The sequence below is a fragment of the Lysinibacillus sp. FSL W8-0992 genome, from assembly GCF_038008685.1.
GTDB lineage: Bacteria > Bacillota > Bacilli > Bacillales_A > Planococcaceae > Lysinibacillus.
Genome location: NZ_JBBOZQ010000001.1, coordinates 3397118 through 3422356, shown reverse-complemented (window position 1 = coordinate 3422356; position 25239 = coordinate 3397118). Strand labels below are relative to the sequence as shown.

Here is a 25239-nt window from a genome sequence, read left to right as displayed (position 1 = left end):
TTTATCAAGCAGTCCCACATTGTATTTTTCTTAGAATACCATAAATGTGAGGTGTCGTATGAACAATCTTAAGATTGAAACATTTATTGGTCGACAATATTATAGCTCTTTTCCAGAAGTAATAACTGAGGCAGTTTCTATTACGAATTCTTTAGCTTTTGAAAAGGCTCAAAGGATTTTGGAAGAAAATGAAGGGAATTACTTATGTGGGTTTGTAAGCTTAATATATAATGATGTAGTTATTTTTGGAGAAGAGCAATTAACGGAAAATTTATTGGATACGTGGAGTGATTTAGTTTATATTTTGGACCACAGATATGATGGTAGTATTCATAATATCATCTTTTTGGACAATGCAACTTATGATGCTGAAATTGAAATAATTGATCAACATTATCAAATTCACCTTGATAGTTCCCATAGCTTCCAATTGCCTATAGAGCCATTTAAAAATGTGGTCGAAAAAGGTTTTATTGAATTTATGGACTTTTGTAAAAATGGCAACTTTATATTCTCGGAGGAAAGTTTATATAAAAGTCATTTAAAAACATATAACGAATTACTTTATGATAAAGGTAAATGAAATTAGTGGAAAAGGGACTGCTTATCTCAAAGCAGTTCCCCAAATTTAAGGGATTTAACATGAGACTCATTTTCAAAGAAAGTATGGTGTTTTCCATGAATAACCTTAAGATTGCAACATTTATAGGTGAAGAAGATTTAACTGCTCCCGAATATAAAATCGAAAGTTTTCCTATTACCAATCCATTAGCAGTGGAAATGGCACAGAAGATATTAGAAGAAAACGAAGGTGATTACTTATGTGGCTTTTTAAGCTTGATTTATAATAATGTGGTGATTTTTGGAGAAGAGCAAATAACGGAAAGTTTATTAGATACATGGAGTAGTTTAAGTAATATTTTAGAAAGTAGATATGATGGGAGCAAAGAGGAGATAAATTTTTTGGATAATTATCCCTATTACTATACTACAATTCAAGAAATTGATCAATTTTATGAAATTCAACTTGATCGAAACCAGCGCTTTTTCGTGCCTATCGAGCCATTTCGAAATGAAGTGAAGAGAGAATTTTTCGCATTCATGGAGTTTTGTAAAAATCTTCAGTTTTCTGAGGAGAGTTCTTATCGTGGACTTTTAGAGACATACGAAGAATTAATTCAAAATGAAAAGGAAAAAACTTAGATGGCAAAATATAGACAGGAGACTGCTTGAATTTATCAAGCAGTCCTACAATGTATTTTTCTTAGAATACAATAAATGTGAGGTGTCGTATGAAAAATCTTAAGATTGAAACATTTATTGGTCGACAATATTATAGCAATTTTCCAGAAGTAATAACTAAAGCTATTCCTATTACCAATCCATTAGCGGTAGAAAAGGCACAGAAAATTTTAGAAGAGAACGAGGGCGATTATTTAAGTGGATTTGTTTACTTGATTTTTAATGATGAGATTATTTTTTGTGAAAAGCAATTAACTGAATGCTTATTAGATACTTGGAGTACTTTAAGTTATGTTTTAGAAAGTAGATATGATGGAAGCTGTCATCGAATAGTTTTTTTAGATAATGGTAAATATTTTGATACTGTAATTGAAAGTACGGGACGGTATTATCGAATTCAACTTGATTCTTCTCAGGAGTTCCTCTTGCCAAAAGAGGAATTCCTGAATGAACTGAAGAAGGAGTTTTTTAAATTTGTGGAGTTTTGCAAGAATAAAAAACTACAGTTTTCCGAAGAAAGTTCTTATCTGGGCCTTCTAGAAACGTATGATGAATTAATACAAAATGAATAAGATCAAAACTGGACGGCTAAAATCTAAAATTTATTAGGGAGACCGCTTGTTTTTAGCGAGCAGTCCCCACAACTTTGTTTTTGGGGATTACTCATAAGTGTGAGGTGTCGTATGAATAAACTAAAGATCGCAACATTTATAGGCGAAGAAGATTTAACTGCTCCCGAATATAAAATCGAAAGTTTTCCTATTACCAATCCATTAGCTGTGGAAAAGGCACAGAAGATTTTAGAAGAAAACGAGGGCGATTACTTAAGTGGCTTTGTGAGTTTGATTTATAATGATGTGGTGATTTTTGGCGAAGAGCAAATAACGGAAAGTTTATTAGAAACGTGGAGTGATTTAATTTATATTTTTAATAGTCACTATGATGGTAGAAGTCATGGAATTGTTTTTCTAGATAATGCTTCTTATAATGATACGGTAATTCAAGAAAGTGGTCAGTTTTATGAAATTCAATTGGATTGTTCACAGAGCTTTCTCGTACCTATAGAAATATTCAAAAATGAAGTGAAGAAAGAATTTTTTAGATTTGTGGAGTTTTGTAAAAATGAAAAACTTCAGTTTTCTGAAGAGAGTTCTTATTGTGGGCTATTAGAAACGTATGATGAATTACTTGGCACATAACATTTTATAGAAATTTTCTACTTAACTTAATACACATGCCCAAAGTTTTTTCTCAAAACAATTACATGAATGCTATGAACAATAATGATGAGCTTAATAATCCTATAAAATAGTCATATTGACAAATTAAATTAATTGAGTATAATGACAATTAATATCTGCATAACTAAGATTTGTGTCGCACATTTCGGAGTATAAGAATAAAGGCTATGATAAGAACTAGTAACAATCACGTAGACATACAGAAAGGTACCGGTTGCTGAGAGGTACATGTTGGACGATTGTGAATACATCTTGGAGCTGTGTACCGAAAAGCATTGTCTGAGTAGGCTACAACGGTTTAGCATCCGTAATCATGTGCTAAAGTATAGTGAGTTTGTACTTATTGAGGTAAGCAATGCGAGTTGTTTACATTTTAAAGGTGGTAACACGTGTTCAACGTCCTTTTCCGATTGGGAAAGGGCGTTTTTATTTTGCCTATTCTTATAGAACTTTCAATATTAGCAATAATATTACAAGGAGATGTTAAAATGTTTCAAAAACCAGAAGAACAGCTAAAAATTATTTTAAAAGGTGTACATGAGGTTGTAAATAAAGATGAGCTTTTAGCGAAGCTTGAAAAATCATTTAATCAACAGAAGCCACTGAACATTAAGCTCGGATTAGATCCATCAGCACCTGATATTCATTTAGGACATGCGGTTGTCCTGCGTAAAATGAAGCAATTACAAAATCTTGGTCACCAAATTATTATTTTAATCGGTGATTTCACAGGTCGAATCGGAGACCCAACAGGGAAAGCGAAAGGACGGAAAGCGTTGAGTGATGAGCAAGTACGATTGAATGCACAAACGTACTGTGATCAAATTTTCAAGATTTTAGATGCAGAAAAAACGATTATTAAATTTAATAGTGCATGGCTGTCTAAAATGACATTTGAAGAGGTCATTAAATTAGCAGCAACGACATCCGTTGCCCGTATTTTAGAGCGTGACGATTTCCAAAAACGCTACAACAATCAAACACCGATTGGCATCCATGAATTTTTCTATCCGCTCATGCAGGCATATGACTCGGTTCATCTAAATGCGGATATCGAGCTTGGCGGAACTGACCAAACCTTCAATATTTTAATGGGCCGTACTTTACAAAAGCATTTCGGACAAGAAAAACAAGTCGCGCTTTTTATGCCGTTACTTGAAGGACTAGATGGAGTCGAAAAAATGAGTAAAAGCTTAGGCAATTATATCGGTATTGATGAGTCGGCTAAAGTCATGTTTAAAAAAGTGATGGAAGTGCAAGATGATTTAATCGTGAAATACTATGAATTAGCCACGGATGAGCATCCAGACGTTGTCGAACAAGTAAAGAGTGAGTTAGCAAATGGCTTAAACCCACGTGATATTAAACTACAGCTCGCAAATATTATAACGACATTATACTGGGGCAAAGAAGAGACAAAACAAGCACTTGAGTACTTCACAACAGCCTTTACCAACAAGGATATTCCAGAAAATATCCCAGAATTATTAATAGAGATTGATGCAGAAACAATTGTAGATATCATTCCTCAACTCATAGATAGAGAATTTGTAAAAAGTAAAAGTGAATTTATGCGCTTAATTAAACAAAACGGTGTTCAAATCAATAAAGAAAAAATTAATACTGATGATTTAAATCGTGTATTAATAAATGGCGAAGTATTACAAATTGGGAAAAAGCGATTTATTCGTTTAATTAAATAATTTGTAAATCAGTAGATTTAAAAGTTCTTATCGCGGACTTTAAGAAACATACAATGAGTTCATTCATGAATGAAAGAGCTAACAGGGGATTGCTTGAGCAGTCCCCACTTATTGTTTTAATTTTTTTCTTTTTGAATTGCTTTACGCGCTAATGCGTCTGCTGCTTTATTTTGCGCATCTGGGATCCATTTGATGAAGAATAAATCAAAGTTGCTTGCAAGTTTTAATGCTTGCTCAAGATAGGGTTTAAATTCTTCATTTTTAACATATTCTTTTTCTATAGACGCAACGACAACCTTTGAATCGGAGCGAACGGAGACAATGCTCGTACCAAGCTTTTGTGCTTCCTCTAGACCGCGCACTAATGCGGTGAATTCGGCAATATGATTATTTGTATGACCGATATACTCACTAACTTGTACGTGATGGCCTTCTCCTTTAATAAAAATCCCAATGCCGCTAGGACCAGGATTACCTGCACTTGCAGCATCTATATAGACCTCTAACATGAAAATCCCTACTTTGCGATTAGACTTCAATTTTATTGTACAGCAATGGTGTTGTTTGACAACCTTCAATTTAAATCAAACATTTTTTACTAAATAAGGATGAACAAAATAGTTGCTTGAACACAACGTTCACTTCATAATAGAAAGACATGAAATTTGGACGTGAAAGGGGCGAACGTTCTTAATGGAAAAAGTGACGGTTATGAAAGATATTGATGAACTACATGATATGTACTGTGCTGATTGCTTAGTCATTAAGCAACTACGCAAAGAACGTGGGAAACCAGAAGCCCATCGTTTTTGTATTGAGGAATGTACAGTAGGGGAGCGTCTACAATTTCTTGGTGAAGAGCTAATGAAAGTTTATAGCAAATAAGAGCCAGAGATGTGGAATCTCTCACAAAAATACTTAAAAAGAAATATTTATGCATGTAATTAATCATATTTCCTTTCTTGCTTGCATAAATAACTATATGATCGGAAATAATAAAATTGGTTGGTTACCATAGAAAAAGCTACCTTGTGTTCTGCGATGCAGATTACAAACGTAGCTTTTTTCTATTTTTAGTGTAAATCGCTGGTAAACATAAAGAAATCGCCGATAGAAGCACGTGAATCGCCAGTAAACATAGAGAAATCGCCGATAAAAGTACGTGAATCGCCAGTAAACTCGTGAGAATCGCCACGAAAATCTAAGGAATCGCCACTAAACCTGTGAAAATACCGCCATAGCAAAAAGTGTTAGATTGACTGCAATCAATCTAACACTTTTTCTTGTTTTATTTAGTTGAAGCGTATTGACTTAAATCTTGATAGTATTTTGTTAAAGAGGAAGGGGAAATATCGAAAGTCGCTGCAATTTCTTTAACTGTTAAAGATAGCGATTCAAATAGTTCTTTTTCTTGACCGTAGCGAATGGCACCCGCTGCGATTGCTGCTTCTTTACGTGCAGATGGTTGTCCTTCGATTAAGTAATCCTCTAATAATTCTAGCATTGGTGCTGTTTCACGCTCATTTTGCTCAAGGAATTCCTTCACTTGCGCAATAACACCGTTTTCGAAGCTTGTAAATTCTTCACCCTTGTAGCCATTAGACACAAGTAGCTCCCAGAATGAAAGATGATCTTCTTTTAAGAATGACTGAGCTTTTTTGTTAGAAGCCTCGAAGTTTTCTTTTAACTTCACAAATACCTTTTCATGGTCTTGTGGGAAGAATATAAGAGTAGACACCGCTAAATAATGCGCTTCTTGCTTCGTGCCATCTGGTAAGATGAACGCAAAGACATGCATTCCCTCAGGAATTGGCTTATCATTTTCGCGACGAATATAAATATCTTCATTAGATAGAACATGACTAGCTTTGAAATATTTTTCCTCTACAACAGTCACTGTACCGATGAATAATGTTGGTTGTGACCAGCCTTCTAGCACTTTTAAAGTAGAAGGTCTAACCGTTTTTTTCTTCGTTTTCTTTAAGTAACCTTTCCAAATAGATGGCTCTTGATGGAAGAAGAAATCGTCTAAAGCGATTGCTTCAATAAGCTCACGTTGAAGTACGCTCTCTAATTTAGGCTGCCATGTGCCAACATGCTCGATATATGCACGAACATCTTTGCGTTCTGGATATTCTAGATAAAATGTTTGTAGTACACGCTCTAGTTCTTCGATTGCTACAGCTTCTACTGTAACTTGCTGTTTACCTTCACAACATTTTTTGTATTTTTTGCCGCTACCGCATGGGCATGGATCATTACGTTTTACCATAATTAGAAACACTTCCTTTGAAAATTGTTAGTCGATTTTTGCTAAATAAATTGCGTACTCTTAATAATAACGGTACTTTTGTACGAAGAAAAATGATTATCTATTTCGAAATATCAAAAAAGTTAATGGGGCGAGCCCTGATTCTAGTATATGTATATGTTTTCTCGCTTAGAACTAAAAAAATGAAAACCATCTACGCCCTAGAAGAGTGCGTAGATGGTAACGTTAAAAAGTTAAGAAAAAGAATAGCTTCTATTAAGCTTCAATCTCTTCTGTTAGGCTTTCTAGTTCATCGATTAAATGACCAATGTAAGCAATCGTCTCACGAAGCGGTTGATCTGTCGTTACATCAACGCCTGCCATTTGGGCAAGCTCTACAGGTGATTTTGTGCCACCCGCTTGAAGGACAGTTAGCCATTCGTCTACTGCAGTACTACCTTCTTTTAAAATACGTTGCGATACTTGTGTAGAGATTGTTAAGCCAGCACTATATGTGTACGGGTATAAGCCCATATAGTAATGAGGCTGACGCATCCAAGTAAGCTCTGCACCTTCTGCAATATTAACAGTATCTCCCCAGAATTCTTCTAAAACCGTACGTTTTAATTGGTTTAATACAGTTGCATTAACAGATTCACCTGCGTCTACTAATTCATATACTTTACGCTGATATGCTGCTTCTAATAAATGTGTAACGAAGTTATGATAATACGTTTTCGATACGATGTTTGAAATGACCCAACGTTTGAAACGTTTATCGTCATTATGAGTCAGTAAATAGTTTGCTAGAAGCATCTCATTCATTGTAGACGGAGCCTCAATAAAGTATAGAGATGGGCGACTATTTAAATAAGATTGATGTCCATGTGCATTAACAAAATGGCCTGCGTGACCCAGCTCATGGATAAGCGTAAATACTTCATTCATGCGTTCATTCCATGACATTAAAATGTATGGATGACTGCCGTACGGACTTGAACAAAATGCACCAGTAGATTTACCCTTATTTGGTGCGTAATCAATCCAGCGCTCGTTGAACGCTCTTTCAATCATTTGCTCATAATCTTTACCCATAACAGCCAATGATTTTTCAACATAATCTTTTGCTTCTGCCATTGTTAACTTTGGATCATAACTAGGATCAAGTGCTATTTTTAAATCAGCAAACGTCATTTCTTCTAATCCATGCGCTTTTTGCACAAGTTTTGCATAACGACGCATATGTGGGGCAAGCTCTTTCGTAATAAGGTCAATTTGACGATTATAAAGTGAACGATCTACATCTTGGTCAAACAATAAATAGTCAATGACAGAGTCGAAGCCCCGTAAATCAGCGATTGTTTTCTCTTGCTGAATATGTGTGTTATACACTTTTGCCGTTGTATGCTGATACTCACGAAGTTTGTTAGAAAATGCATTAAAAGCTGCATGGCGAATAGTTGTATCGGTTTCAAGCTCCCAATCATTTTCGAATAATACGTAGCTTAGCGGATGCTTCTTACCATTTGCCTCAAACTCGCCAAAATGCATATCTACGAGCTTTGTCGTGTTATAGATTTCATATGGCGCTTCAAACGTAGAGCTTAATGCAGCGAGCGTTTTTTCTACTTCTGGATGTAATTGATGAGGCTTTTGCTTTAATAGCTCTGTAATATAGCGCTTATAAAGCGGACTTGATGCTGCAGCTTCCTCTAAAATGGCTTTATCCAATGCAAGCAATTCACTGTGTACAAATGCGATGGAACTGCTAATTTTACCAACTGCGGTACCAAATTTTGCTGCACGCATTTGTGCAACTTCGTCCGTACGATCAGCCTGGATATTTAAGCTTGCATACGTTCCGATTGGGACAATGCCTACTTGTAATGCTTCATAAGCTGTAAGTACATCAATTACTTTTTGAGCATCAGTAATTGTACCTTTGTATGTGCTTTCGAATTTTACTGCCTCCTTAACAAACTGAGCTAAAGCAGGTTCAAAATCAGCATCATTTTCAAGTAAATCTTGTAAATTCCAAGTTTCCTCAACTGCAACATCTTTTCGTAATGGTAATACTTCCATGTAAGAACACCCCTTTTAACGTAAGTGATACCATTATAACGAAACTATTTCGAAAAGTGAAATAATTATAGAAAGAAGTTTGCAATATTAATAGCTCTTTTTTGCGATTGAACGTTCAAAGAAGACTTCAACTATAAATAATAATTGTTAACTATGCAATTAGATGTTTGAAAATGTGTCAGTAGGGAAAATATGAGGTATAGCCAATACACAATATAACGCATACTAAAGGCTAGTATATGAATTATTGGAGGAGATATTATGACACAAAATTTAAACAAACAATTGAACAAGCTAGTAGCAACATGGTCTGTACTGTATACAAAATTGCATAACTACCATTGGTATGTAACGGGCAGTTCCTTTTTCACACTCCATGCAAAATTTGAAGAGTTATATAATGAAACAACATTAAATTTAGATGAAATTGCAGAGCGTATTCTTTCAAAAGAGGGAAAACCAGTTGCCACTTTAAAAGAACATCTTGAGCTTTCTTATATCGAAGAAGCAACTGGTAAAGAAACGACAGAAGAGATGGTCGCAACAACGATTTCAGATTTCCAAACGCTCATGAAGGCTTTAAATTCCGCAATGGAGTTGGCGGCTGAAGAGGGAGACGATCGTACAGAAGACTTACTAAATGCGATGTATCAGTCACTTGAGAAACATGCTTGGATGTTAAAGGCATATCTTAACGAGTAGTCATGAAACGAGTACACTAAGCGATTAAAAAGAAATAGGTAAAGGCAATTCCTCTGATACGAACGTGTCTTGAGTGGGCCATAAAAATTAGGAGGACATAAACAGCATGATTGAACAAAATCCACATATTGAAGTGGCACACTCGAAAGAGGAAATGCTAGCAATATTAACAAATATGCATAGTCAAGGCTATCAAACAAATGATATTCATATTATTGCCAAAGACTCTACTCCATTTGAAGACATTAAATGGGAAACCGATGTGAAAACACATGAGGCAGGTAATTGGGTAGATCAATTTAAATCATGGTTTACAGGTGAATCGGCGATAAAGGAAGGCATCAAGCGTTTTCATTTAACTGATGGGCAAACAGCCTATTATGCACAGCTTGTTGAACATGGATCCATTGTTATATTTGCTGAGAAGGCAGATACGGACGGTCCGTTAGAAATAGCGGTCGACCAAGAGGGAAACCCATATCGTCATGATCCTCTTGAGCCTCGAATGACAGCACCCGAACCATTTATTGATACGATAGATAACGTCGAGACACCTCAGCAGCGGGAAAATCGCTTAAAGGCTGAAGAAAGCATGGAAGAAATGGAACATTTGAATAGAGACAAAACAGAGTGAAAATACCCCCTTCAAAGTGATGAAGGGGGTATTTTTTATATTTTAAGCATTAATGAATATGTTGTTCTCGTTCATTCCATTAACAATGATAATAGAAAAAATGACGGATAAACTGGAAGGAAAGCACTTATGCCAAAGGGAAGAAAAACGACCTTAGATGAACGAATTCAAATTGTTTTATTTTGTTTAAAGAACGACAACAATTATCAACTAACAGCAAATACGTATCAAGTATCGTACCAACAGGTTTACCAGTGGGTAAAAAAATATGAGGCGGGTGACGAACAATCGCTGAAAGATAAACGTGGGCGAAATAAAGAAGAACATGAGCGAACAACAGAAGAGAAATTCAAGGTAGAAATTAAACAACTTGAACATGAAAATGAGCGACTACGTACAGAAAATGCATTGTTAAAAAAGCTAGAGGAGCTCGAGGGGAGGCGGATAATGTCATAGATAAATATATGGCAATACAAGCATTACATCTTCATAATAAGTTCTCTATTTCTCTCCTCTGCGAATTCGCGGGAATATCACGCTCATCGTACTACAAATGGACAACGCGTGTACCAACGATAAGACAACAGGAAAATGACGAGATTTTAAAAGAAATAAGTGAGCTACATGAAAAGGGACAAGTGAACTATGGCTATCGCAAAATGCAGCAGCATATGAACCAGAAATTTAATAAACAATTTAATCATAAACGGATTTTGCGATTAATGAAGCAAGTAAGCTTTCAATTAATAAGTAGTGAAAATCAAATGAAGGCTGCCATGAAAAGGTCTAAGGAAAATATATTAGATGATGAGTAGACACAGTCGGAAATTTATGATTAAGGTTAATGCCAATAAAACTTTCATCATTTAAAGCTCAAAATGCTAGTATTCTAGCGTTTTGAGTATTTTTATTTTCCAGAGCATTATTGTTTAAAAATTATCTCTCAAAGTTTAGATGTAGCTCATATTTTATAAAAATAAAAATAATTCTTAAAAATGTAATGACTTTTAAAGGTGAAATAATTATAATGCGGTTAAAATATTTCCTAGTTTGAAAATAGAAGGTTCTTTTAAGAAATTCATAAAGACTATTGGTGTTTTTTGATTATATTTTTTTGCAGAGTTCATGTGTAGAAAGAGGTGAATGTTTTCAAATCTAAAAGAATAAAATTTGTTTTTTTAGGTTCTTTACCTATTTTATTTTGTATTTTTTTATTTGCCAAATTGGATAATAATAGTTCTGATTTAAGCTGGTCAGAAAAAATTGTTGGTTTTGATAAAAATGAATATGATATACCAGTAAAAATAGCTATTTTAGATAGTGGCATAAATAAAGAGCATTCTGATTTACAAGATGTAGATTTTATAGAATATAATGCGATTTCTAAAAAGAAAGAAAAAGTTCATGATGATTATGGACATGGTACAGCTATAGCTGGAATTATTGCAGCTAAAGGAGGGAAAGTAAAGGGGATTTTAGCTAATCCTATAATTTATGATGTTAAAGTAATTAATGAAAACGGAGAAGCTAAATTAGACACAGTGATAGAAGGGATTAATTGGAGTATTAAAAATGAAGTTGATATAATTAATATCAGTTTTGGCTTTATCAATGATCGTAAAGATTTAAAAATTGCTATTGAAGAGGCTATAAAAAGTGGGATTATAATTATTGCTGCAGCAGGGAATACTATGGGGATTTCAGTTGACTATCCGGCTAAATATGATGGGGTACTTTCTATAGCATCATTAGATGAAAACTTAAAGATTGATTCATATTCTGCTATTGATAAAGTGGATTATTCAGCTCCTGGTGTTGATATTTTATCAACAAATAAAGATGGGGATTATGAGTTGTTTTCAGGAACTTCTTTTGCGACTGCCTATGCAACTGGAATAATTGCTTCGATATTAAAACAAGAAAATATTGAAGAGAAAAAAGATTTATTAGATGTTATAGGCAATTATATTGTGAATGTAGGAAATGACAAAGGATATGGAAAAGGGCTATTGACGCTTAATAAAAATATTTTGGTGGAAAGGAAATGAAAAAATGTTTAATCCAATTATTAGTTGTAGCTTTAGTATTTAATATAACATATTCAGCGATGGGTCTTGCGAGCAATTTTAGTGATGATTCTATTGAAGCAAATGCGAGAAAAATTGATTTGGATGTAGACTATAGTGTTAATGAAATATCTTCAGAAGATAGTAAGTCTGTTTATCGTATCAATGTCGAAGACGACTTGGGCATTAGCAATAAAAATTTTGAAATGCAAGTAGAAGAGTTTTCAATGAATGAAATTGGAATAAGTTCGCATTTGATTTCAGAATATTTTGATTTTTATTCATATATGCATATAAACATTGATTCTGGTGAGATGTTTGTTAATTTAAAAGAAAATGGAAAAGACAGAGAGTATGATTTAATCTTTGTGGAAATCGAAGGAGAAAATTTCAAAGCACTTCTTGTAGATAAAGATACTGAAGAGGTATTCTTAATGAATACAATTGATGCAAATGCATCAGCAATTCCAGTTTTAGCTATTGTTATTCAACAAGGTGCAAGATGGGCCATTAAAAAGTATGGAGAAAAAGCACTTATAAGTGCTTTTGGAAAATATGCTTTAAGTAATGCAATAAAAAAATTGCCCAATTTCATTGTTAAAAATAAACATTTGAGTAGTAGTACTAGCAATTGGGCAAAATTTAATACTAACAGTCAGACAACTGCCAAAGGTTGGATAAAAGAAGCATTACAGAAAGCCTCGGTTTCAGATTTTGAAATAAATTATAATGATAAATTATCATTTAAGTTTGACGTAAATCTTAATAAAAAAATAGGTACAAAAGGTGAAACAAAAATAAGAATAGTGATAGGATATGATGGTAATATATGGACGGCATTTCCAGTAAAATAAAATTTGAATATGAATTTTTAAGTGAATCAGATGCCATTTCTAATAAAGATAAGAGAAATGTTTCGTTAATCTTGGGAGTAGAGGCTATCTTTAAAATTAAAATTAATGAAGCGTTATATTTTGAAGAAGAACTAGCTTTTTTAGAATTTTATAAGTCTCTGTATGTGTGGAAAGAACGTATCAAAGAAATTGAAAGGTTGGATTTCCATTATTATTCAGTAGAGTATGATGATTATAAAGATGGAGCGATTATTTCTTTGATACCTTTTTCTAATAAAGCTAGGTTAAAATCCATTTGGGCAAAATCTAATGTTTATAATGTTTTTGACTTAGATTATATTGTTAATGAATTTTTAGTTTTAGAGAAAAAACTTAAAGAAGATATTGAAAGCTATTTTAATATTGAATTAGGCAAGTTTATTAAACATATTCCATATAGTAAGCAGTTATACAAATTTGATATTGAGTGATTTGTCAATTCGATAACTTAAAAACAGTAGCCACCGATCAAATAAAATTGATAGGTGGTTTACTAGTTTAAAAATATCTTTTATTTATTGAATATTAAAACTAAACTAAATCATTTTCAGAAAGTTAATCGATAAAAGTTGCTTCCGAATCACTCCATTTATAATAAACCAATTTTAAATTATGTCCAATCATTTCAAATTCTTCATCACTAAAATAGGACGCTATTTTAAAATACTATTTGGCGTTCTGTTTATTAAATTCACCAAACTAATAGTGTATTGAGTATTAGGAGTTTAACTAGAAAATTTTTTTATTTTTTATTCTATTTAATCTGTCCAAACTTGACAGGTTTTATTAAGTTGTTGCATACTAAAAACCTAAAAATACTATAATTTGGAGGGGTAATTATGCCACAAGATTTAAACAAGGAATTGAATAAACTAGTAGCAACTTGGTCAGTACTGTATACGAAACTACATAACTATCATTGGTATGTAACCGGTAATGCCTTTTTTACACTCCATGCAAAATTTGAAGAATTATATAATGAAATTACAATAAACTTTGATGATACGGCAGAGCGTATACTGTCAAAAGGTGGAGAGCCGATTGCTACGTTAAAAGAATATCTCGAGCTATCACATGTTGAAGAAGCGACAGGTAAAGAAACTGCTGATGAAATGGTAGCAACGATTGTTTCAGACTTTGAAAAACAAATGCAAGCTATTCATCATGCTATGCAGCTAGCAGCAGAGGAAGGGGATGACCGTACTGAAGATTTATTAAATGGTATGTATTTATCCCTTGAAAAACATACTTGGATGTTGAAAGCCTTTCTTGATAAAAAATATGCATAATGAATATTGGCACTTGGAGTAAAGTTAATCGCTCCAAGTGCTTTTTTATACCGATTAATAAAATAAGACAAAAACGCAACAGAAAACAATATGATATGACAAATATTACAGTTATATAAAGGATGCATAAAAAGGGTTTTTTGTGAAAGGAGCAGGGTACATACATAGTAAGCCTTACAAAATTAGGAGGAATTGAACATGATGAATGAACAAAACCCAAAAATTGAAGTTGCACATACGAGAGAAGAGATGTTTCATATTTTAAAATGTATGCGCATGGAAGGTTATAACACAGATGAAATTCATATTATTTCTAGAGAAGCACACGAAATTGATGATGTAAAATCAAATGTTGATGTGAAAACACATGAGGCAGGTAACTGGTTTGACCAAATTAAATCATGGTTTACAGGTGAAACAGCTGTTACGGAAGGTTTAAAACGATTTGATCTGACAGAGGGGCAAACAGCTTATTACGCTCAGCTTGTTGAAGAAGGAGCCATCGTATTATATGCGGAGCATGATAATGTAAATCCTTCAACATCTACACTGATTGCAGATTCAAAACGCGCTCAACTTGACCCATTCGATACACATGTAACGCCACCTCAATCTATCGTTGATGAGACACCAGCACAACGCGAAGAGCGACTAAAAGCTGAAGAGCAAATGAATGAAGCTGAACAAATGAGAAGATATTTATAGAGGTAAAGAGGCTAGAATTTAACTAGCTTCAAAGAAGCAAAAAGTGAAATGGTATGCACTCCATTTCACTTTTTGCTGTTTTTCTATTAACAAAAAAGAAAAGACCCTGAAAATCTTATCAATTTTCAGAGCCTTAGTATTTTTAATGCATAACTTTTTCTTGTTCATGTTTTCTCATAAATCGTAGGATGTGAAGTTGTTCAAACTGAGCGACAAGATTACCAATTAAAATAAAGCTTCCGCCGATAAGTAGTTTAGCCGTTAGCCCTTCGCCGATGAACATCATCGCAAACATCGCTGCGAAAATAGGTTCTAATGAGAAAATTAGTCCTGTATGTGTAGCAGAAGTGTACTGTTGTGCAACAGTTTGGCCAACGAAGCAAAATGCACTACAGATAATACCAAGCCCTAAAATCGCAATCCATGAAGTAGTTGAATTCGGAAGTGTTGGTGCTTCAAAAAGTAGTGTTAAAACAAGCGCATAAATTCCAGCAAAACCGAGCTGGTAAATACCATAAGAAATCGATTCTACGCTACGTGTAAAATGACCGTTTAACAGTAAATAAATCGAATAACATAATGCCGCGATTGCAACTAATATATCGCCCATTTGAAATGTAAAAGAATGTTGAATAGTTAATACTGTAATACCAATCATCGTGCAAATAATTGCAAAACTTACTGCTTTTGATGGCAACTTTTTCTCGATAAAGCTACTGAAAATGGGCACTAAGACTACTGTAAGGCTTAAAATAAATCCTGCATTTGAAACAGAAGTTGTCTCTAATCCAAATAAGCTAAGTGCAAAGACAATGAATAACAGAAAACCTTGAATAGCTGCGTATTTCAATGTTTTGAAATTGACCTTTATCATACGTTTATAAAAAATAATGCCTGCTGCCAAAAATGCGATGATACAGCGTAACGCTACCACATTAAATACAGCTAATGTTTCAAGTCCCATTACCATAAACGTATAAGACAATCCCCAAAACATTGTAACTATGACCATTAATAAATTTGCTTTCCCTTGATTACTCATTATGCACCTTCTATCTCTGTGTACTAAAACAGTTTCATACTAAAATTTACTATATATCTTGTATTGTGATTAGTAAAACGAATGTTTATAATGATTAGTATTAAAAAAATTCATGTATATATGAGGGAATGTGAATGAGTTTAGTCAAATATGAGATTTTAAATAAAGTTGCAGAAGTTTCAAGCTTTACGAAAGCGGCTGACGCTCTTGGATTAACCCAATCGGCAGTTAGTCATGCTGTTTCCAGCTTAGAGAAAGAATGTGGATTTGCCCTTATTCATCGAAGTCGAACAGGTGTGACATTAACGAGCGAGGGACAAACAATGCTTCGGGCTATGCGAAATGTTCTTGATGCGGACGAATTATTACAACAAGAAGCGGCCCATATTCTTGGTGTAACCAGAGGGAAATTGCGAATAGGTGTTATTTCTAGTATTTCTTCCAACTGGATGCCAGAAATTATCCGTATTATGGACAATCAGTTTCCAGGTATACAAGTAGAGTTACGTGAAGGGGACTATTATGAAATTGAACAGTGGCTACAAAGTGGTGAAGTTGATGCTGGTTTTCTTAATGGTCAAAAATCGGAGCAATTTCAATTTATCGAATTGGTCCAAGACCCCCTTTTATGTATAGTTTCTGATCAAAGCTCTCTTTATAATCGTTCAGAAATTGATATTACTGAACTAGAAGACATGCCTTTTATAATGACATCGTATCGAGGAACTAATGATGTAAAAGTAATTTTAGAGCAGTACCATGTTAAACCGAATATTCGATTTGAGCTATCGGAGGAGGTTGGGATTATTTCGATGATTTCACACCATTTAGGCATTACAATTTTACCTCGATTAGTGATTAACCGATTACCGTCCTCATTAAGGGCTATCCCACTAAAGCAAGGTGGTTATCGTACGATAGGGCTAGCCATGAAACATCAAGCCTCACCAGTAACGAAAAAGTTTGCGGAAATTTTAAGTGTGTGGCTAAAAGAACAAAATAAGAAATAGGTTATTTAAGCTTTTTACGTTAAAATAGAACATGTAGATTGCTTATTAATTTGTTATTTTTCAAAAATGATAGTTTGAAAAGAAAAGGTGAGTGTGAGTGGGGACATTACAAGGAAAAACCGTACTCATTACAAGTGGGGGAACACTTGAAAAATGGGATCGTGTGCGAGGGCATACGAATTTATCGAAGGGGTCAATGGGCTGTTATTTGGCTGAAGCAGCTCTAGCCGCAGGTGCAGACGTCATCTATATGCATGGCTATTTTGCACAATTACCGATTAATCAAGATAAAATGCGTACAGTACGCTTTGAAGGTATTGAAGATTTAAGTGACAAGGTTCGTCATGCTGTACAAAATGAACAAGTAGACATCGTTATTATGGCAGCTGCAGGCTCTGATTGGGTCATTGATAAAGTATACGATCAATCGGGGAATTTAATGGAAGGTGCAGGGAAGATGCCGTCTGACGAGCCCCCAGTTATTCACTTTAAAAAAGCACCAAAAGTGTTAGGGCAAATAAAGGGTTGGCAGCCAAATGTCACTTTAGTAGGATTTAAGCTAGAGGCAACGGACGATGAGGAGTTTTTACTGTCCCGTGCACGTCTTCGTATGGAAACAGCCAATGCACAGTTGATGGTTGCCAATAGTTCACAATCTTTATATGGCGGACAAGAGCCACATTGGATTGTACCTGCACAAGGACAACCTATCAAAGTCATTGGTAAACAAGAAACGGCAAAAGTGTTAATGGAATTCTTACAAAACGAATAAAGAGCAGCTGTGTAGAATATATAATTCTGCACAGCTTTTTTATGTTTTGAACATTCATACTAATGCTTTCAAGATCTTAAGATTGGATTTTAAGAAAATTTAGAGCAATAAAAATGTACTTTTTTCTCTATTGCATAGTATTCAGCTAGGTTTTATAATATTTATATTGACAATAGGTTTTCTGAATTATAGAATTATTTCCAAGAAACGTAAACTCTTATCGCGAGAGGTCTGGAGGAATGAGGCATAATGAAGTCTCGGCAACTGAGTTAATCGGTGCCAACTCCAGCAAAGTTATCTGAGAGATAAGGGGAGGCATCAAATCGTCTTGATGCGTGGATCTCTTTTATACACAAAAGTATGAAAAAAAGAAGGGGTGTATCGTATGTCTCAACTGTCTAAGATTGATGATAAGAAATTAGAAGTTATTGCGAAGGCTATTCAAAATTTAGAATTTGGTGAAGTGCAAATTACAATTCAAGATGGAGTTATTGTCCAAATTAATCGACTGGAAAAACAAAGATTTCCTCAAAAAAAGTAAAGCTTTAAAAGAAGCATAGAAATTAACTCGGGACCAAATTTTAAGCTTATTGTCGCCACATAGTGTCCTGAGTTAATATGCAACATTCATGTACTTGATTCATGTTCCAATATTGTACGCATGTGCAGATTGTTCGTAATGAAAAAATATTATTAACGTACAAACAAAAAAAGTAGGCATCTCAAAATAAAATTTGAAATACCTACTTTTTTATTATTCGTAAAAACTCGTTGGGATTTGACCAATATGCCTACGATGATAAAGCAATGGCTCCTTCTGCGCATTATCAATTTCTAAAATATGACCAATGAAAATCGTATGGTCCCCTGCATCGATTTTTTTATACGTTTCGCATTGCAGCGTAGCTAAAGTATCATGTAATATTGGCAAACCATGTAAAGAATTAGACCATTTGACTTGCGCAAATCGGTCAGGGATTTTGCTTGAAAATACTGTACATAATTGTGTTTGATCGTTCGCTAAAATATTTACCGCAAATTTGTCCGTATTACTAAAAAGTGGATGCAGCTGCGATTTTTTGTCCAATGACCATAGGATAAGGAGCGGATCTATGGAAACAGATGCAAAGGAATTGACCGTTAAGCCAATCGGTTCATTAACATCGCTGTAAGCTGTGACAACTGTGACACCTGTTGGATAATTACCTAAAGCCTGTTTAAAAGCAGTTACTTTGTCCGTCATACAATCACCTCTTATTATTTTATGGAGAATACGGGTTGTTTGTTCTTGTAGCATTTTTTCTGGTGCTATTATGGATAGCCTACAAAATAATCCAGCAACTGTAAAGCTGATTAATAACGATTATTTTAAAAAAATCATCAATTGAAAGGATTTTTTTAATGCTTTTTAATGCTGATTATTACTTGGATATCCAGACTTCTACTTTATATTGTATCTTTAGTCATTAGTGTCAGTAGCAGTTATAGAGCCGGATGGAGATATTAAAGGGATAGATTATTTAGTTAAAATATCTAGTTTTTAAGAGGGGAATGACTTTAACGTTAAAATTTATTTAAAATTGATAGAGAAAAAATTGTATGGTAAAATCTAAGCAAAAATTTTTATCGTTAATATTCTGCATAACGGAACTATTTTTACTTTAATAAAAATAGCTTGATTTATTGATACTTTGCCTATTGAATGAGTTAAGTATTTTCAAATTACTTATGCCTAGGAGGTAGTTAGTGTTAATCGGTTGAAGGTTGTTAAATGTATTCCATCAGGACCATTATGAAATAAATGGTATACCAATACTCACGTACTAGGGATTAAAGATGGGCATATTAGACAACTATATCCAAAAAACTAATGTGAGGTGAATATATGATGGAAGTAGTAACAATTAATGAATTTGTTGTAAAAAGAATTATCGACGATTTGGAAGACGCAGTCAACAATCCTGATAAATATACGATAAGCATAAACGATAATTGGGATGAATTTGTTTCTTTTATCAATAACACTCAAAATAAATATATAGAAGAAGACGGTCTTCTTAGACTTGATGGTGGGTTATCGATTAAATGCTATAATAAAGAGATTTTAGGTGTTCGATATTGGGACTATCTCCCTGAGCTATGGGGATATATTGTCAATGTGATTGAAGATTACTTAGAGGACGGCATTGGGAAAAGTTATTTTCCTGATCAACCAGTTAAAATACAATTAAAGCAATTAAAAAATAAAAAAGTACAATTTTTATTTGATAACGACGATCATGTGTTAGAATTTGAACAAAAAATGCTATTAGGTATCTTTTTAAATCGTGCTGAAGTCTTTTTTACTGTTCTTGTAAAAGAACTTGATTTGACTAAATATAGCTACGAAATTGAAAAAATTCAAAAATTAAAAACCCAGATATGAATCAATTTATATTGAGTGCAACTAATCAAAAAGTGTTAGATTGATTGAATCAATCTAACACTTTTTCTATACCGTTGATGTCCGCTGCGGCGGTGTTTTCCGCTCAGCACAGTAAGCCATAACCCTCGCTATTGTGCAGAGTGCCTCCGCCTTTCATTGTGTGCTGTTATGAACAGAAGTCACCAACTTCGCTACCATCTTAGCCAACAACAACAGGCTTTTCAGTGCCTTCGTTGCCTTTGTTTTGTCCACTATTACCTGGAATAATACGTTCTTCAGTTTCTTTATCGAAGAAGTGTACTTTATTCATATCCAATGCCAGTGGCAATACTTGGCCTGGTTTAGCAGTGGCATTGGAATCTACACGTGCAATAAATTGATGACCTTCGATTTGTGAATAGAGCATAATCTCTGCGCCCATTAATTCAGCTACTTCAATTGTTACATCGACTCTTGAACCTGGAGTTGATTCGATAAATGCTTGTTCATCGTGGAAATCTTCAGGACGAATACCCATAATAACTTCTTTATTGTTATAGCCTTGCGCAAGTAAGTCTTTCATTCTTTCTTGTGGCACAGTAATGGACGTATTCCCAATGTGGAATTTGCCATCTGTAAGTGTACCCGTAAAGAAGTTCATAGCAGGGGAGCCGATAAAGCCGCCGACAAATACATTATTCGGTTGCTCATACACTTCTTTTGGTGCACCTACTTGTTGAATAATGCCATCTTTCATAACAACGAGGCGAGTAGCCATTGTCATGGCTTCTGTTTGGTCATGTGTCACGTAAATTGTCGTTGTTTGTAAACGTTGATGAAGTTTTGTGATTTCAGCACGCATTTGTACGCGAAGTTTCGCATCCAAGTTTGATAAAGGCTCATCCATTAAAAAGACTTTTGCATCACGAACAATGGCACGACCTAATGCAACACGTTGACGTTGCCCCCCAGAAAGGGCTTTCGGTTTACGATTTAAATATTCTTCCAGCCCTAAGATACGCGCTGCCTCGTTCACGCGGCGATTAATTTCATCTTTCGGTAATTTGCGCAGCTTTAAGCCAAATGCCATATTTTCAAATACGCTCATATGTGGGTATAAGGCATAGTTTTGGAATACCATGGCGATATCGCGATCTTTAGGCGCTACATCATTCATTCGCTTTCCATCAATGATTAAATCTCCCTCTGAGATTTCTTCTAAACCAGCAACCATACGCAATGTAGTAGATTTACCACAACCTGAAGGACCTACGAATACAATAAATTCCTTATCTTCAATATCAAGATTGAAATCCTTTACTGCTGTGACATTTTTGTCATAGATCTTAAAAATATGTTGTAATTTTAATTCAGCCAATTTCGCCATCTCCCTTATGTAAGTGTTTTTTTAGAGTATAAGAGAAAAATATGTAAAATGTATACGTATACATTACACAAAACATGTTTGGGCACATTGTACAACTATTGATAATTTTCTGATTTCAACAGTATCATTGCAAGAGAAACAAAAGCAGCGTTTGCAAAGGACCGAATATCTATACCAGTGTTTTCAATAAATTTGTCCAATCGATATTGCAGGCTATTGCGATGGATATAGAGCTTTTTTGCAGTTAAAGAAGCATTTAAATTACATTGCAAAAAAACTTGAATAGTATGAAGCATTTCTTGCCCTTCAATACTTTCTACAAAAAGATCGGACAGTATATCTTTTTTTACGAATGATGGTGAATGAATCATCAATAATGGAAAAGCTTCGTAAAATGTAATCGTCTTTTCACGATTTGCATAACGATGAATTGTGTTAAAGCATTGGAATTCATGGTCAAATTTTTCTTTCAATAAATAATTTGCTTGATGTAGTTGACCGATATAACTATAAATTTCAACAAAAAAATCACTAGTGAATGTATCACTTAGCTGATTAAACGACTCTTGATCGAAAACTACTTGTGGCTTTTCATCTATTATCATACCTTGTGTGTCATTGATCATTAAAATGATTGGTTGCTGAAATCCACCAGTAATCGCTTCTTTAAAGTTGTTAAAATCATCAATTGGTTGTTTCAGATAGAAATAAAAAAAGCGCAATGTTTTTACATCTTGTAAAAACGGTACCTCTTTTGCATCATTAAATAAAAAATCATACCACTTCTGCTGAATATTCGAATTATTTTGTTCGATAGTAAGATGCTCAACGGGAAGGAATAAAGTTTTTAATAGATTGTGTTCTGAATTGGAAAGGGCTGTTTTGCTAATCCCAAATTTCCTGCCATCTTCTGTTTGGAACCAATATCGATTATTATCTTGCGCATTATATGTAGTCGTAAAAGCTGTTTGAAAAAGATTTTCTAGTTTTTCAAGCATTTGTTTCTCCTTTTTAGACTGATTGTAAACAATTTTCAGCCTTACTGTAAAATAATATCGCCAATCATTATTTAATTGTTTTGATGAGAAGCGCTACATAACAGCTGTATTATGTTATTTAAAGTAGCAATTATAAGGTAATTCTTTTTTATGCATACAAAAGGTGAAATTTTTCTCCAAAAAATAAAAAAATAAAGAAAATTATTTACATTTTATTTTGAATTGTTATAATATTAATTGTAAGCGTTAACAGTTGGTGGTTTAGATTAAGGTCATGCATTGCTTACGAAGTACAGTAATTTTTTCGTGATGTTATGTCACATAAGGTTTTATTAAAATTAATTAGGTGGTGTTCAAAGTTGAATTTAGAAAAATATAAAGGTATCATTCCTGCTTTTTATGCTTGTTATGATGATCAAGGAGAAATATCTGAGAACCGCACAAAAGAACTTTGCGACTATTTATTCAACAAAGGCGTTAAAGGGCTTTATGTTGGTGGAAGTTCAGGGGAATGTATTTATCACAACCTTGAAGAAAGAAAAGCAACACTAAAATATGTGGCAGAACATGTAAAAGGGAAGCTCACGTTAATCGCTCATGTTGGGGCACCATCGACAAGGGATAGTGTGATTTTAGCAAAATATGCTGAGGAGTTAGGCTATGATGCTGTCTCTGCTATTCCACCTATTTACTTTAAGTTTTCTGAAAGTTCAGTTTATAAATACTGGACTGAAATTATGGATGCAACGAATATGCCATTTATTATTTACAATATCCCGCAAACAACAGGGTTTGATCTTTCAATTAATCTATTTAAGAAATTATTAGAAAATAAGAAAGTGATAGGCGTAAAAAATTCTTCGATGCCAGTTATGGATATTGAAAGATTTAAGTCTACTGCAGGTGAAGATTTTATTGTATTTAATGGACCTGATGAACAATATGTTTCAGGCAGAGTAATTGGTGCAGATAGTGGGATTGGTGGAACATATGGCGCGATGCCAGAACTTTTTATCAAGGCAGAGGAATTTGTATCAAATGGGGATTTCGCAAATGCGAGAAAAATTCAGCATGATATTAATGATATTATCGTTGCTTTATGTTCATTAAATGGTTCCATGTATTCGACGATTAAAGAAGTTTTAAAATTAAATGGGGTTACAATTGGCAGTGTCAGAGGCCCATTAGAGCCAGTATCTGGTGAGGATTTAAATAAAGTAGCAGGCATTAAGGCGTTAATCGATCAAACAATATTAAAGTACAAAGAGAGCTAATAAGAGATTCGAAGTTTTGAAATTCTCAAAGGAATGCGGGTATTGTTGCACATTAGGAGGGAGGACACAAGCCTATTACATGGCTTGTCTTTCATAAAGGTAATTTTAATTTGTAAATTAAATTATTAAGGGGGAGTAGTTTATGTTTAAAAGGCGTTATCTAACAACCGCAATAGCAATTTTGTTTGTACTCTCAGTGCTAGCAGGTTGTACAAGTAATTCTACAGATAGTTCTAAATCTAGTTCTTCTGATGAGGTAGAACTAAAAGTTTGGTTAACTCCACAGTGGAAAGGTGTTTTGGATTCTTCTGAGGATGGAGCAGATTATGATAGCTTTTTCAAACATGCAGGGGAGCGATTTGCTGCTGAGTATAAGGACCACAAAGTAAAGGTTAATGTAGAAGTTATTGCAGGTGATCAACGTGATGAGCTATTAAACGTAAGTCTTAATGGTGGAACACCTCCAGATGTATTTTTTGAAAGTGTGTTTGCAATGGGCGACTATGCTCATAGAGGTGCTTTAGTACCGTTAAACGATATCGTTGATGATGAATCGAAAAAAGATATTGCACAAGGTTATTGGGATAGCGTGACATTTGGTGATGATGTGTACTTCTTCCCATTCTCACATAACCCAGGTACTTTAACTTACAACGCAGATATGTTTAAAGCTGCTGGACTAGATGAGTATATTGGTGGAGAGCATGAAATCAAAACTTGGACTCTAGCAGACTATGAAAAAATTCTAAACAAGTTAAAAACAGATTTACCGAAAGATAAATATTCAAATGCGTATCCAATGGGATTATACGCGCTAAATAATCAAGGTGATACTTGGAATCTTGCTTATTTAAGAATGTTTGGCAATAAGTTCTTTGATAACAATGGAAATTTAATCATTGATGACGCAAGTGGTGTGAAAGCTGCAAATTGGTTAAAGAAAATTTATGATGAGGGCTTAACAAACCCAGGTGCAGAATCCGTTTCTTCAAACGATGTGAACGCGATGTTCCAAAATCAACAGCTTGCAATTAGTTTTACAAACGCAATTTTATTCAATAATGCAATGGCTGATATGGAAAGTGGAAAAGCGCCTAAGTTTGATATAAGACTGGCTAATATTCCTTCTGAGAGCGGGGACCCATTAACATTTACTTATGTAACAGGTGCAGCCGTTTTTGATACAAAAGATGAAACAAGAATTAAAATTAGTAAGGATTTCGTGAAATTTATTTCTACAGATCCTGAACTTGTGAAGGCATCTAAAAATGGCGTACCAGTTAGAACAACTGTTGCTGATGAGTTTAAATCAGAAAAACCTTACTTTGAGGCGTATTCTGCTAATGATCCGTACATGTTTAATTTCACTGGAAATGTACCTGGATACAGCCAATTAAGACAAGTTTTATATCCAGAATTACAAGCTTTATATACTGGTGGTAAAACGGCAGATGAGGCTGTGAAAAATTACCAAACGAATGGTAATAAAGTTATAGAGGAATCGAAAGTAGACTCTGTAATTTATAATAAATAGCTCTGCGCGT

General features: G+C 34.2%; 28 protein-coding genes, 1 riboswitch and 1 other annotated feature. Of the genes, 21 read left to right on the top strand and 7 right to left on the bottom strand.

The features are described from left to right. The first annotated feature begins 58 nt into the window (after positions 1 to 58). The 5 genes from NSQ74_RS17225 to tyrS all read left to right on the top strand — a co-directional run bounded on the left by NSQ74_RS17225 (position 59) and on the right by tyrS (position 4186). Positions 59 to 583, top strand: a complete 525-nt coding sequence (locus NSQ74_RS17225; protein WP_340824937.1) for a hypothetical protein — start codon at positions 59 to 61, stop codon at positions 581 to 583. Further along, positions 580 to 1203 (top strand): hypothetical protein, encoded by a 624-nt coding sequence (locus NSQ74_RS17220; RefSeq protein WP_340824935.1) that lies wholly within the window; start codon positions 580 to 582, stop codon positions 1201 to 1203. Before NSQ74_RS17225 ends, NSQ74_RS17220 begins: the two co-directional genes overlap by 4 nt. Positions 1204 to 1292: 89 nt before the next feature. Then, positions 1293 to 1814, top strand: a complete 522-nt coding sequence (locus tag NSQ74_RS17215; RefSeq protein ID WP_340824933.1) for a hypothetical protein — start codon at positions 1293 to 1295, stop codon at positions 1812 to 1814. 111 nt (positions 1815 to 1925) lie between these two features. Then, complete coding sequence (locus tag NSQ74_RS17210; protein WP_340824932.1) at positions 1926 to 2441, top strand: hypothetical protein; 516 nt, start codon at positions 1926 to 1928, stop codon at positions 2439 to 2441. 200 nt (positions 2442 to 2641) lie between these two features. Beyond that, positions 2642 to 2890, top strand: a binding site (T-box leader). Positions 2891 to 2971: 81 nt separating this feature from the next. After that, the gene (gene tyrS, locus NSQ74_RS17205) at positions 2972 to 4186 is read left to right on the top strand and encodes a tyrosine--tRNA ligase (protein ID WP_340824931.1); all 1215 of its coding nucleotides are present in this window, start codon (positions 2972 to 2974) and stop codon (positions 4184 to 4186) included. Positions 4187 to 4302: 116 nt separating this feature from the next. Here the strand turns inward: tyrS and NSQ74_RS17200 are convergent, their stop codons facing one another. After that, positions 4303 to 4695: a ribonuclease HI family protein gene (locus NSQ74_RS17200; RefSeq protein WP_340824929.1), complete on the bottom strand. Its 393-nt coding sequence runs from the start codon at positions 4693 to 4695 to the stop codon at positions 4303 to 4305. 184 nt (positions 4696 to 4879) lie between these two features. On the opposite strand from NSQ74_RS17200, the gene NSQ74_RS17195 reads away from it, so the two are divergent. Beyond that, a complete protein-coding gene (locus NSQ74_RS17195; protein ID WP_340824928.1) occupies positions 4880 to 5071 on the top strand; it encodes a zinc-finger domain-containing protein in 192 nt (63 codons plus the stop codon). Between the two features lie 403 nt (positions 5072 to 5474). Here the strand turns inward: NSQ74_RS17195 and NSQ74_RS17190 are convergent, their stop codons facing one another. Together NSQ74_RS17190 and pepF are read right to left on the bottom strand one after the other, a co-directional pair. Beyond that, complete coding sequence (locus NSQ74_RS17190; protein ID WP_340824926.1) at positions 5475 to 6458, bottom strand: SEC-C domain-containing protein; 984 nt, start codon at positions 6456 to 6458, stop codon at positions 5475 to 5477. 255 nt (positions 6459 to 6713) lie between these two features. After that, the gene (pepF, locus tag NSQ74_RS17185) at positions 6714 to 8519 is read right to left on the bottom strand and encodes an oligoendopeptidase F (protein ID WP_340824924.1); all 1806 of its coding nucleotides are present in this window, start codon (positions 8517 to 8519) and stop codon (positions 6714 to 6716) included. A 261-nt stretch (positions 8520 to 8780) separates the two neighbouring features. Here pepF and NSQ74_RS17180 point away from each other — a divergent pair, with 261 nt between their 5' ends. From NSQ74_RS17180 to NSQ74_RS17140, 9 genes are all read left to right on the top strand, one after another. After that, entirely contained in the window at positions 8781 to 9221 is a 441-nt protein-coding gene (locus tag NSQ74_RS17180; protein ID WP_340824923.1) for a Dps family protein, read from the top strand. Positions 9222 to 9327: 106 nt separating this feature from the next. Then, a complete protein-coding gene (locus NSQ74_RS17175; protein ID WP_340824922.1) occupies positions 9328 to 9855 on the top strand; it encodes a general stress protein in 528 nt (175 codons plus the stop codon). Positions 9856 to 9984: 129 nt separating this feature from the next. Continuing rightward, the gene (locus NSQ74_RS17170; protein WP_340824921.1) at positions 9985 to 10311 is read left to right on the top strand and encodes a helix-turn-helix domain-containing protein; all 327 of its coding nucleotides are present in this window, start codon (positions 9985 to 9987) and stop codon (positions 10309 to 10311) included. An 8-nt stretch (positions 10312 to 10319) separates the two neighbouring features. Beyond that, complete coding sequence (locus NSQ74_RS17165; protein ID WP_340824919.1) at positions 10320 to 10670, top strand: IS3 family transposase; 351 nt, start codon at positions 10320 to 10322, stop codon at positions 10668 to 10670. A 324-nt stretch (positions 10671 to 10994) separates the two neighbouring features. Then, the gene (locus NSQ74_RS17160; RefSeq protein ID WP_340824917.1) at positions 10995 to 11903 is read left to right on the top strand and encodes a S8 family peptidase; all 909 of its coding nucleotides are present in this window, start codon (positions 10995 to 10997) and stop codon (positions 11901 to 11903) included. Next, positions 11900 to 12775, top strand: a complete 876-nt coding sequence (locus NSQ74_RS17155) for an SAR2788 family putative toxin (protein ID WP_172771044.1) — start codon at positions 11900 to 11902, stop codon at positions 12773 to 12775. Before NSQ74_RS17160 ends, NSQ74_RS17155 begins: the two co-directional genes overlap by 4 nt. Beyond that, complete coding sequence (locus tag NSQ74_RS17150) at positions 12751 to 13245, top strand: DUF7878 domain-containing protein (RefSeq protein ID WP_172771045.1); 495 nt, start codon at positions 12751 to 12753, stop codon at positions 13243 to 13245. The genes NSQ74_RS17155 and NSQ74_RS17150 overlap by 25 nt, the downstream gene beginning before the upstream one ends. A 408-nt stretch (positions 13246 to 13653) precedes the next feature. Next, complete coding sequence (locus tag NSQ74_RS17145; RefSeq protein WP_340824915.1) at positions 13654 to 14103, top strand: Dps family protein; 450 nt, start codon at positions 13654 to 13656, stop codon at positions 14101 to 14103. Between the two features lie 198 nt (positions 14104 to 14301). Then, a complete protein-coding gene (locus tag NSQ74_RS17140; protein WP_340824913.1) occupies positions 14302 to 14808 on the top strand; it encodes a general stress protein in 507 nt (168 codons plus the stop codon). 142 nt (positions 14809 to 14950) lie between these two features. On the opposite strand, the gene NSQ74_RS17135 is transcribed toward NSQ74_RS17140, so the two are convergent. Then, entirely contained in the window at positions 14951 to 15850 is a 900-nt protein-coding gene (locus NSQ74_RS17135) for a DMT family transporter (RefSeq protein WP_340824912.1), read from the bottom strand. A 134-nt stretch (positions 15851 to 15984) separates the two neighbouring features. Here NSQ74_RS17135 and NSQ74_RS17130 point away from each other — a divergent pair, with 134 nt between their 5' ends. The 3 genes from NSQ74_RS17130 (at position 15985) to NSQ74_RS17120 (ending at position 18173) form a co-directional block, all read left to right on the top strand. Beyond that, a complete protein-coding gene (locus NSQ74_RS17130) occupies positions 15985 to 16860 on the top strand; it encodes a LysR family transcriptional regulator (protein ID WP_340824911.1) in 876 nt (291 codons plus the stop codon). A gap of 97 nt (positions 16861 to 16957) precedes the next feature. Then, positions 16958 to 17632, top strand: coding sequence for a phosphopantothenoylcysteine decarboxylase domain-containing protein (locus tag NSQ74_RS17125; protein WP_340824910.1), 675 nt, complete (start codon positions 16958 to 16960; stop codon positions 17630 to 17632). 214 nt (positions 17633 to 17846) lie between these two features. Next, a riboswitch (SAM riboswitch) is annotated at positions 17847 to 17944 on the top strand. A gap of 73 nt (positions 17945 to 18017) precedes the next feature. Further along, complete coding sequence (locus NSQ74_RS17120; protein ID WP_080653350.1) at positions 18018 to 18173, top strand: YezD family protein; 156 nt, start codon at positions 18018 to 18020, stop codon at positions 18171 to 18173. A gap of 213 nt (positions 18174 to 18386) precedes the next feature. Here NSQ74_RS17120 and NSQ74_RS17115 read toward each other — a convergent pair whose 3' ends face one another. Continuing rightward, the gene (locus NSQ74_RS17115; protein ID WP_340824909.1) at positions 18387 to 18875 is read right to left on the bottom strand and encodes a flavin reductase family protein; all 489 of its coding nucleotides are present in this window, start codon (positions 18873 to 18875) and stop codon (positions 18387 to 18389) included. Positions 18876 to 19517: 642 nt separating this feature from the next. Here NSQ74_RS17115 and NSQ74_RS17110 point away from each other — a divergent pair. Beyond that, positions 19518 to 20057, top strand: a complete 540-nt coding sequence (locus tag NSQ74_RS17110; protein WP_340824908.1) for a hypothetical protein — start codon at positions 19518 to 19520, stop codon at positions 20055 to 20057. 199 nt (positions 20058 to 20256) lie between these two features. Here NSQ74_RS17110 and NSQ74_RS17105 read toward each other — a convergent pair whose 3' ends face one another. Beyond that, complete coding sequence (locus tag NSQ74_RS17105; RefSeq protein ID WP_340824907.1) at positions 20257 to 21414, bottom strand: ABC transporter ATP-binding protein; 1158 nt, start codon at positions 21412 to 21414, stop codon at positions 20257 to 20259. Positions 21415 to 21518: 104 nt separating this feature from the next. Next, positions 21519 to 22421: a PucR family transcriptional regulator gene (locus NSQ74_RS17100; RefSeq protein WP_340824906.1), complete on the bottom strand. Its 903-nt coding sequence runs from the start codon at positions 22419 to 22421 to the stop codon at positions 21519 to 21521. Positions 22422 to 22780: 359 nt separating this feature from the next. Between NSQ74_RS17100 and NSQ74_RS17095 the strand changes: the two genes are divergently transcribed. Next, complete coding sequence (locus tag NSQ74_RS17095; RefSeq protein ID WP_340824905.1) at positions 22781 to 23695, top strand: dihydrodipicolinate synthase family protein; 915 nt, start codon at positions 22781 to 22783, stop codon at positions 23693 to 23695. A gap of 142 nt (positions 23696 to 23837) precedes the next feature. After that, complete coding sequence (locus NSQ74_RS17090) at positions 23838 to 25229, top strand: ABC transporter substrate-binding protein (RefSeq protein ID WP_340824904.1); 1392 nt, start codon at positions 23838 to 23840, stop codon at positions 25227 to 25229. The last annotated feature ends 10 nt before the right edge of the window (positions 25230 to 25239 follow it).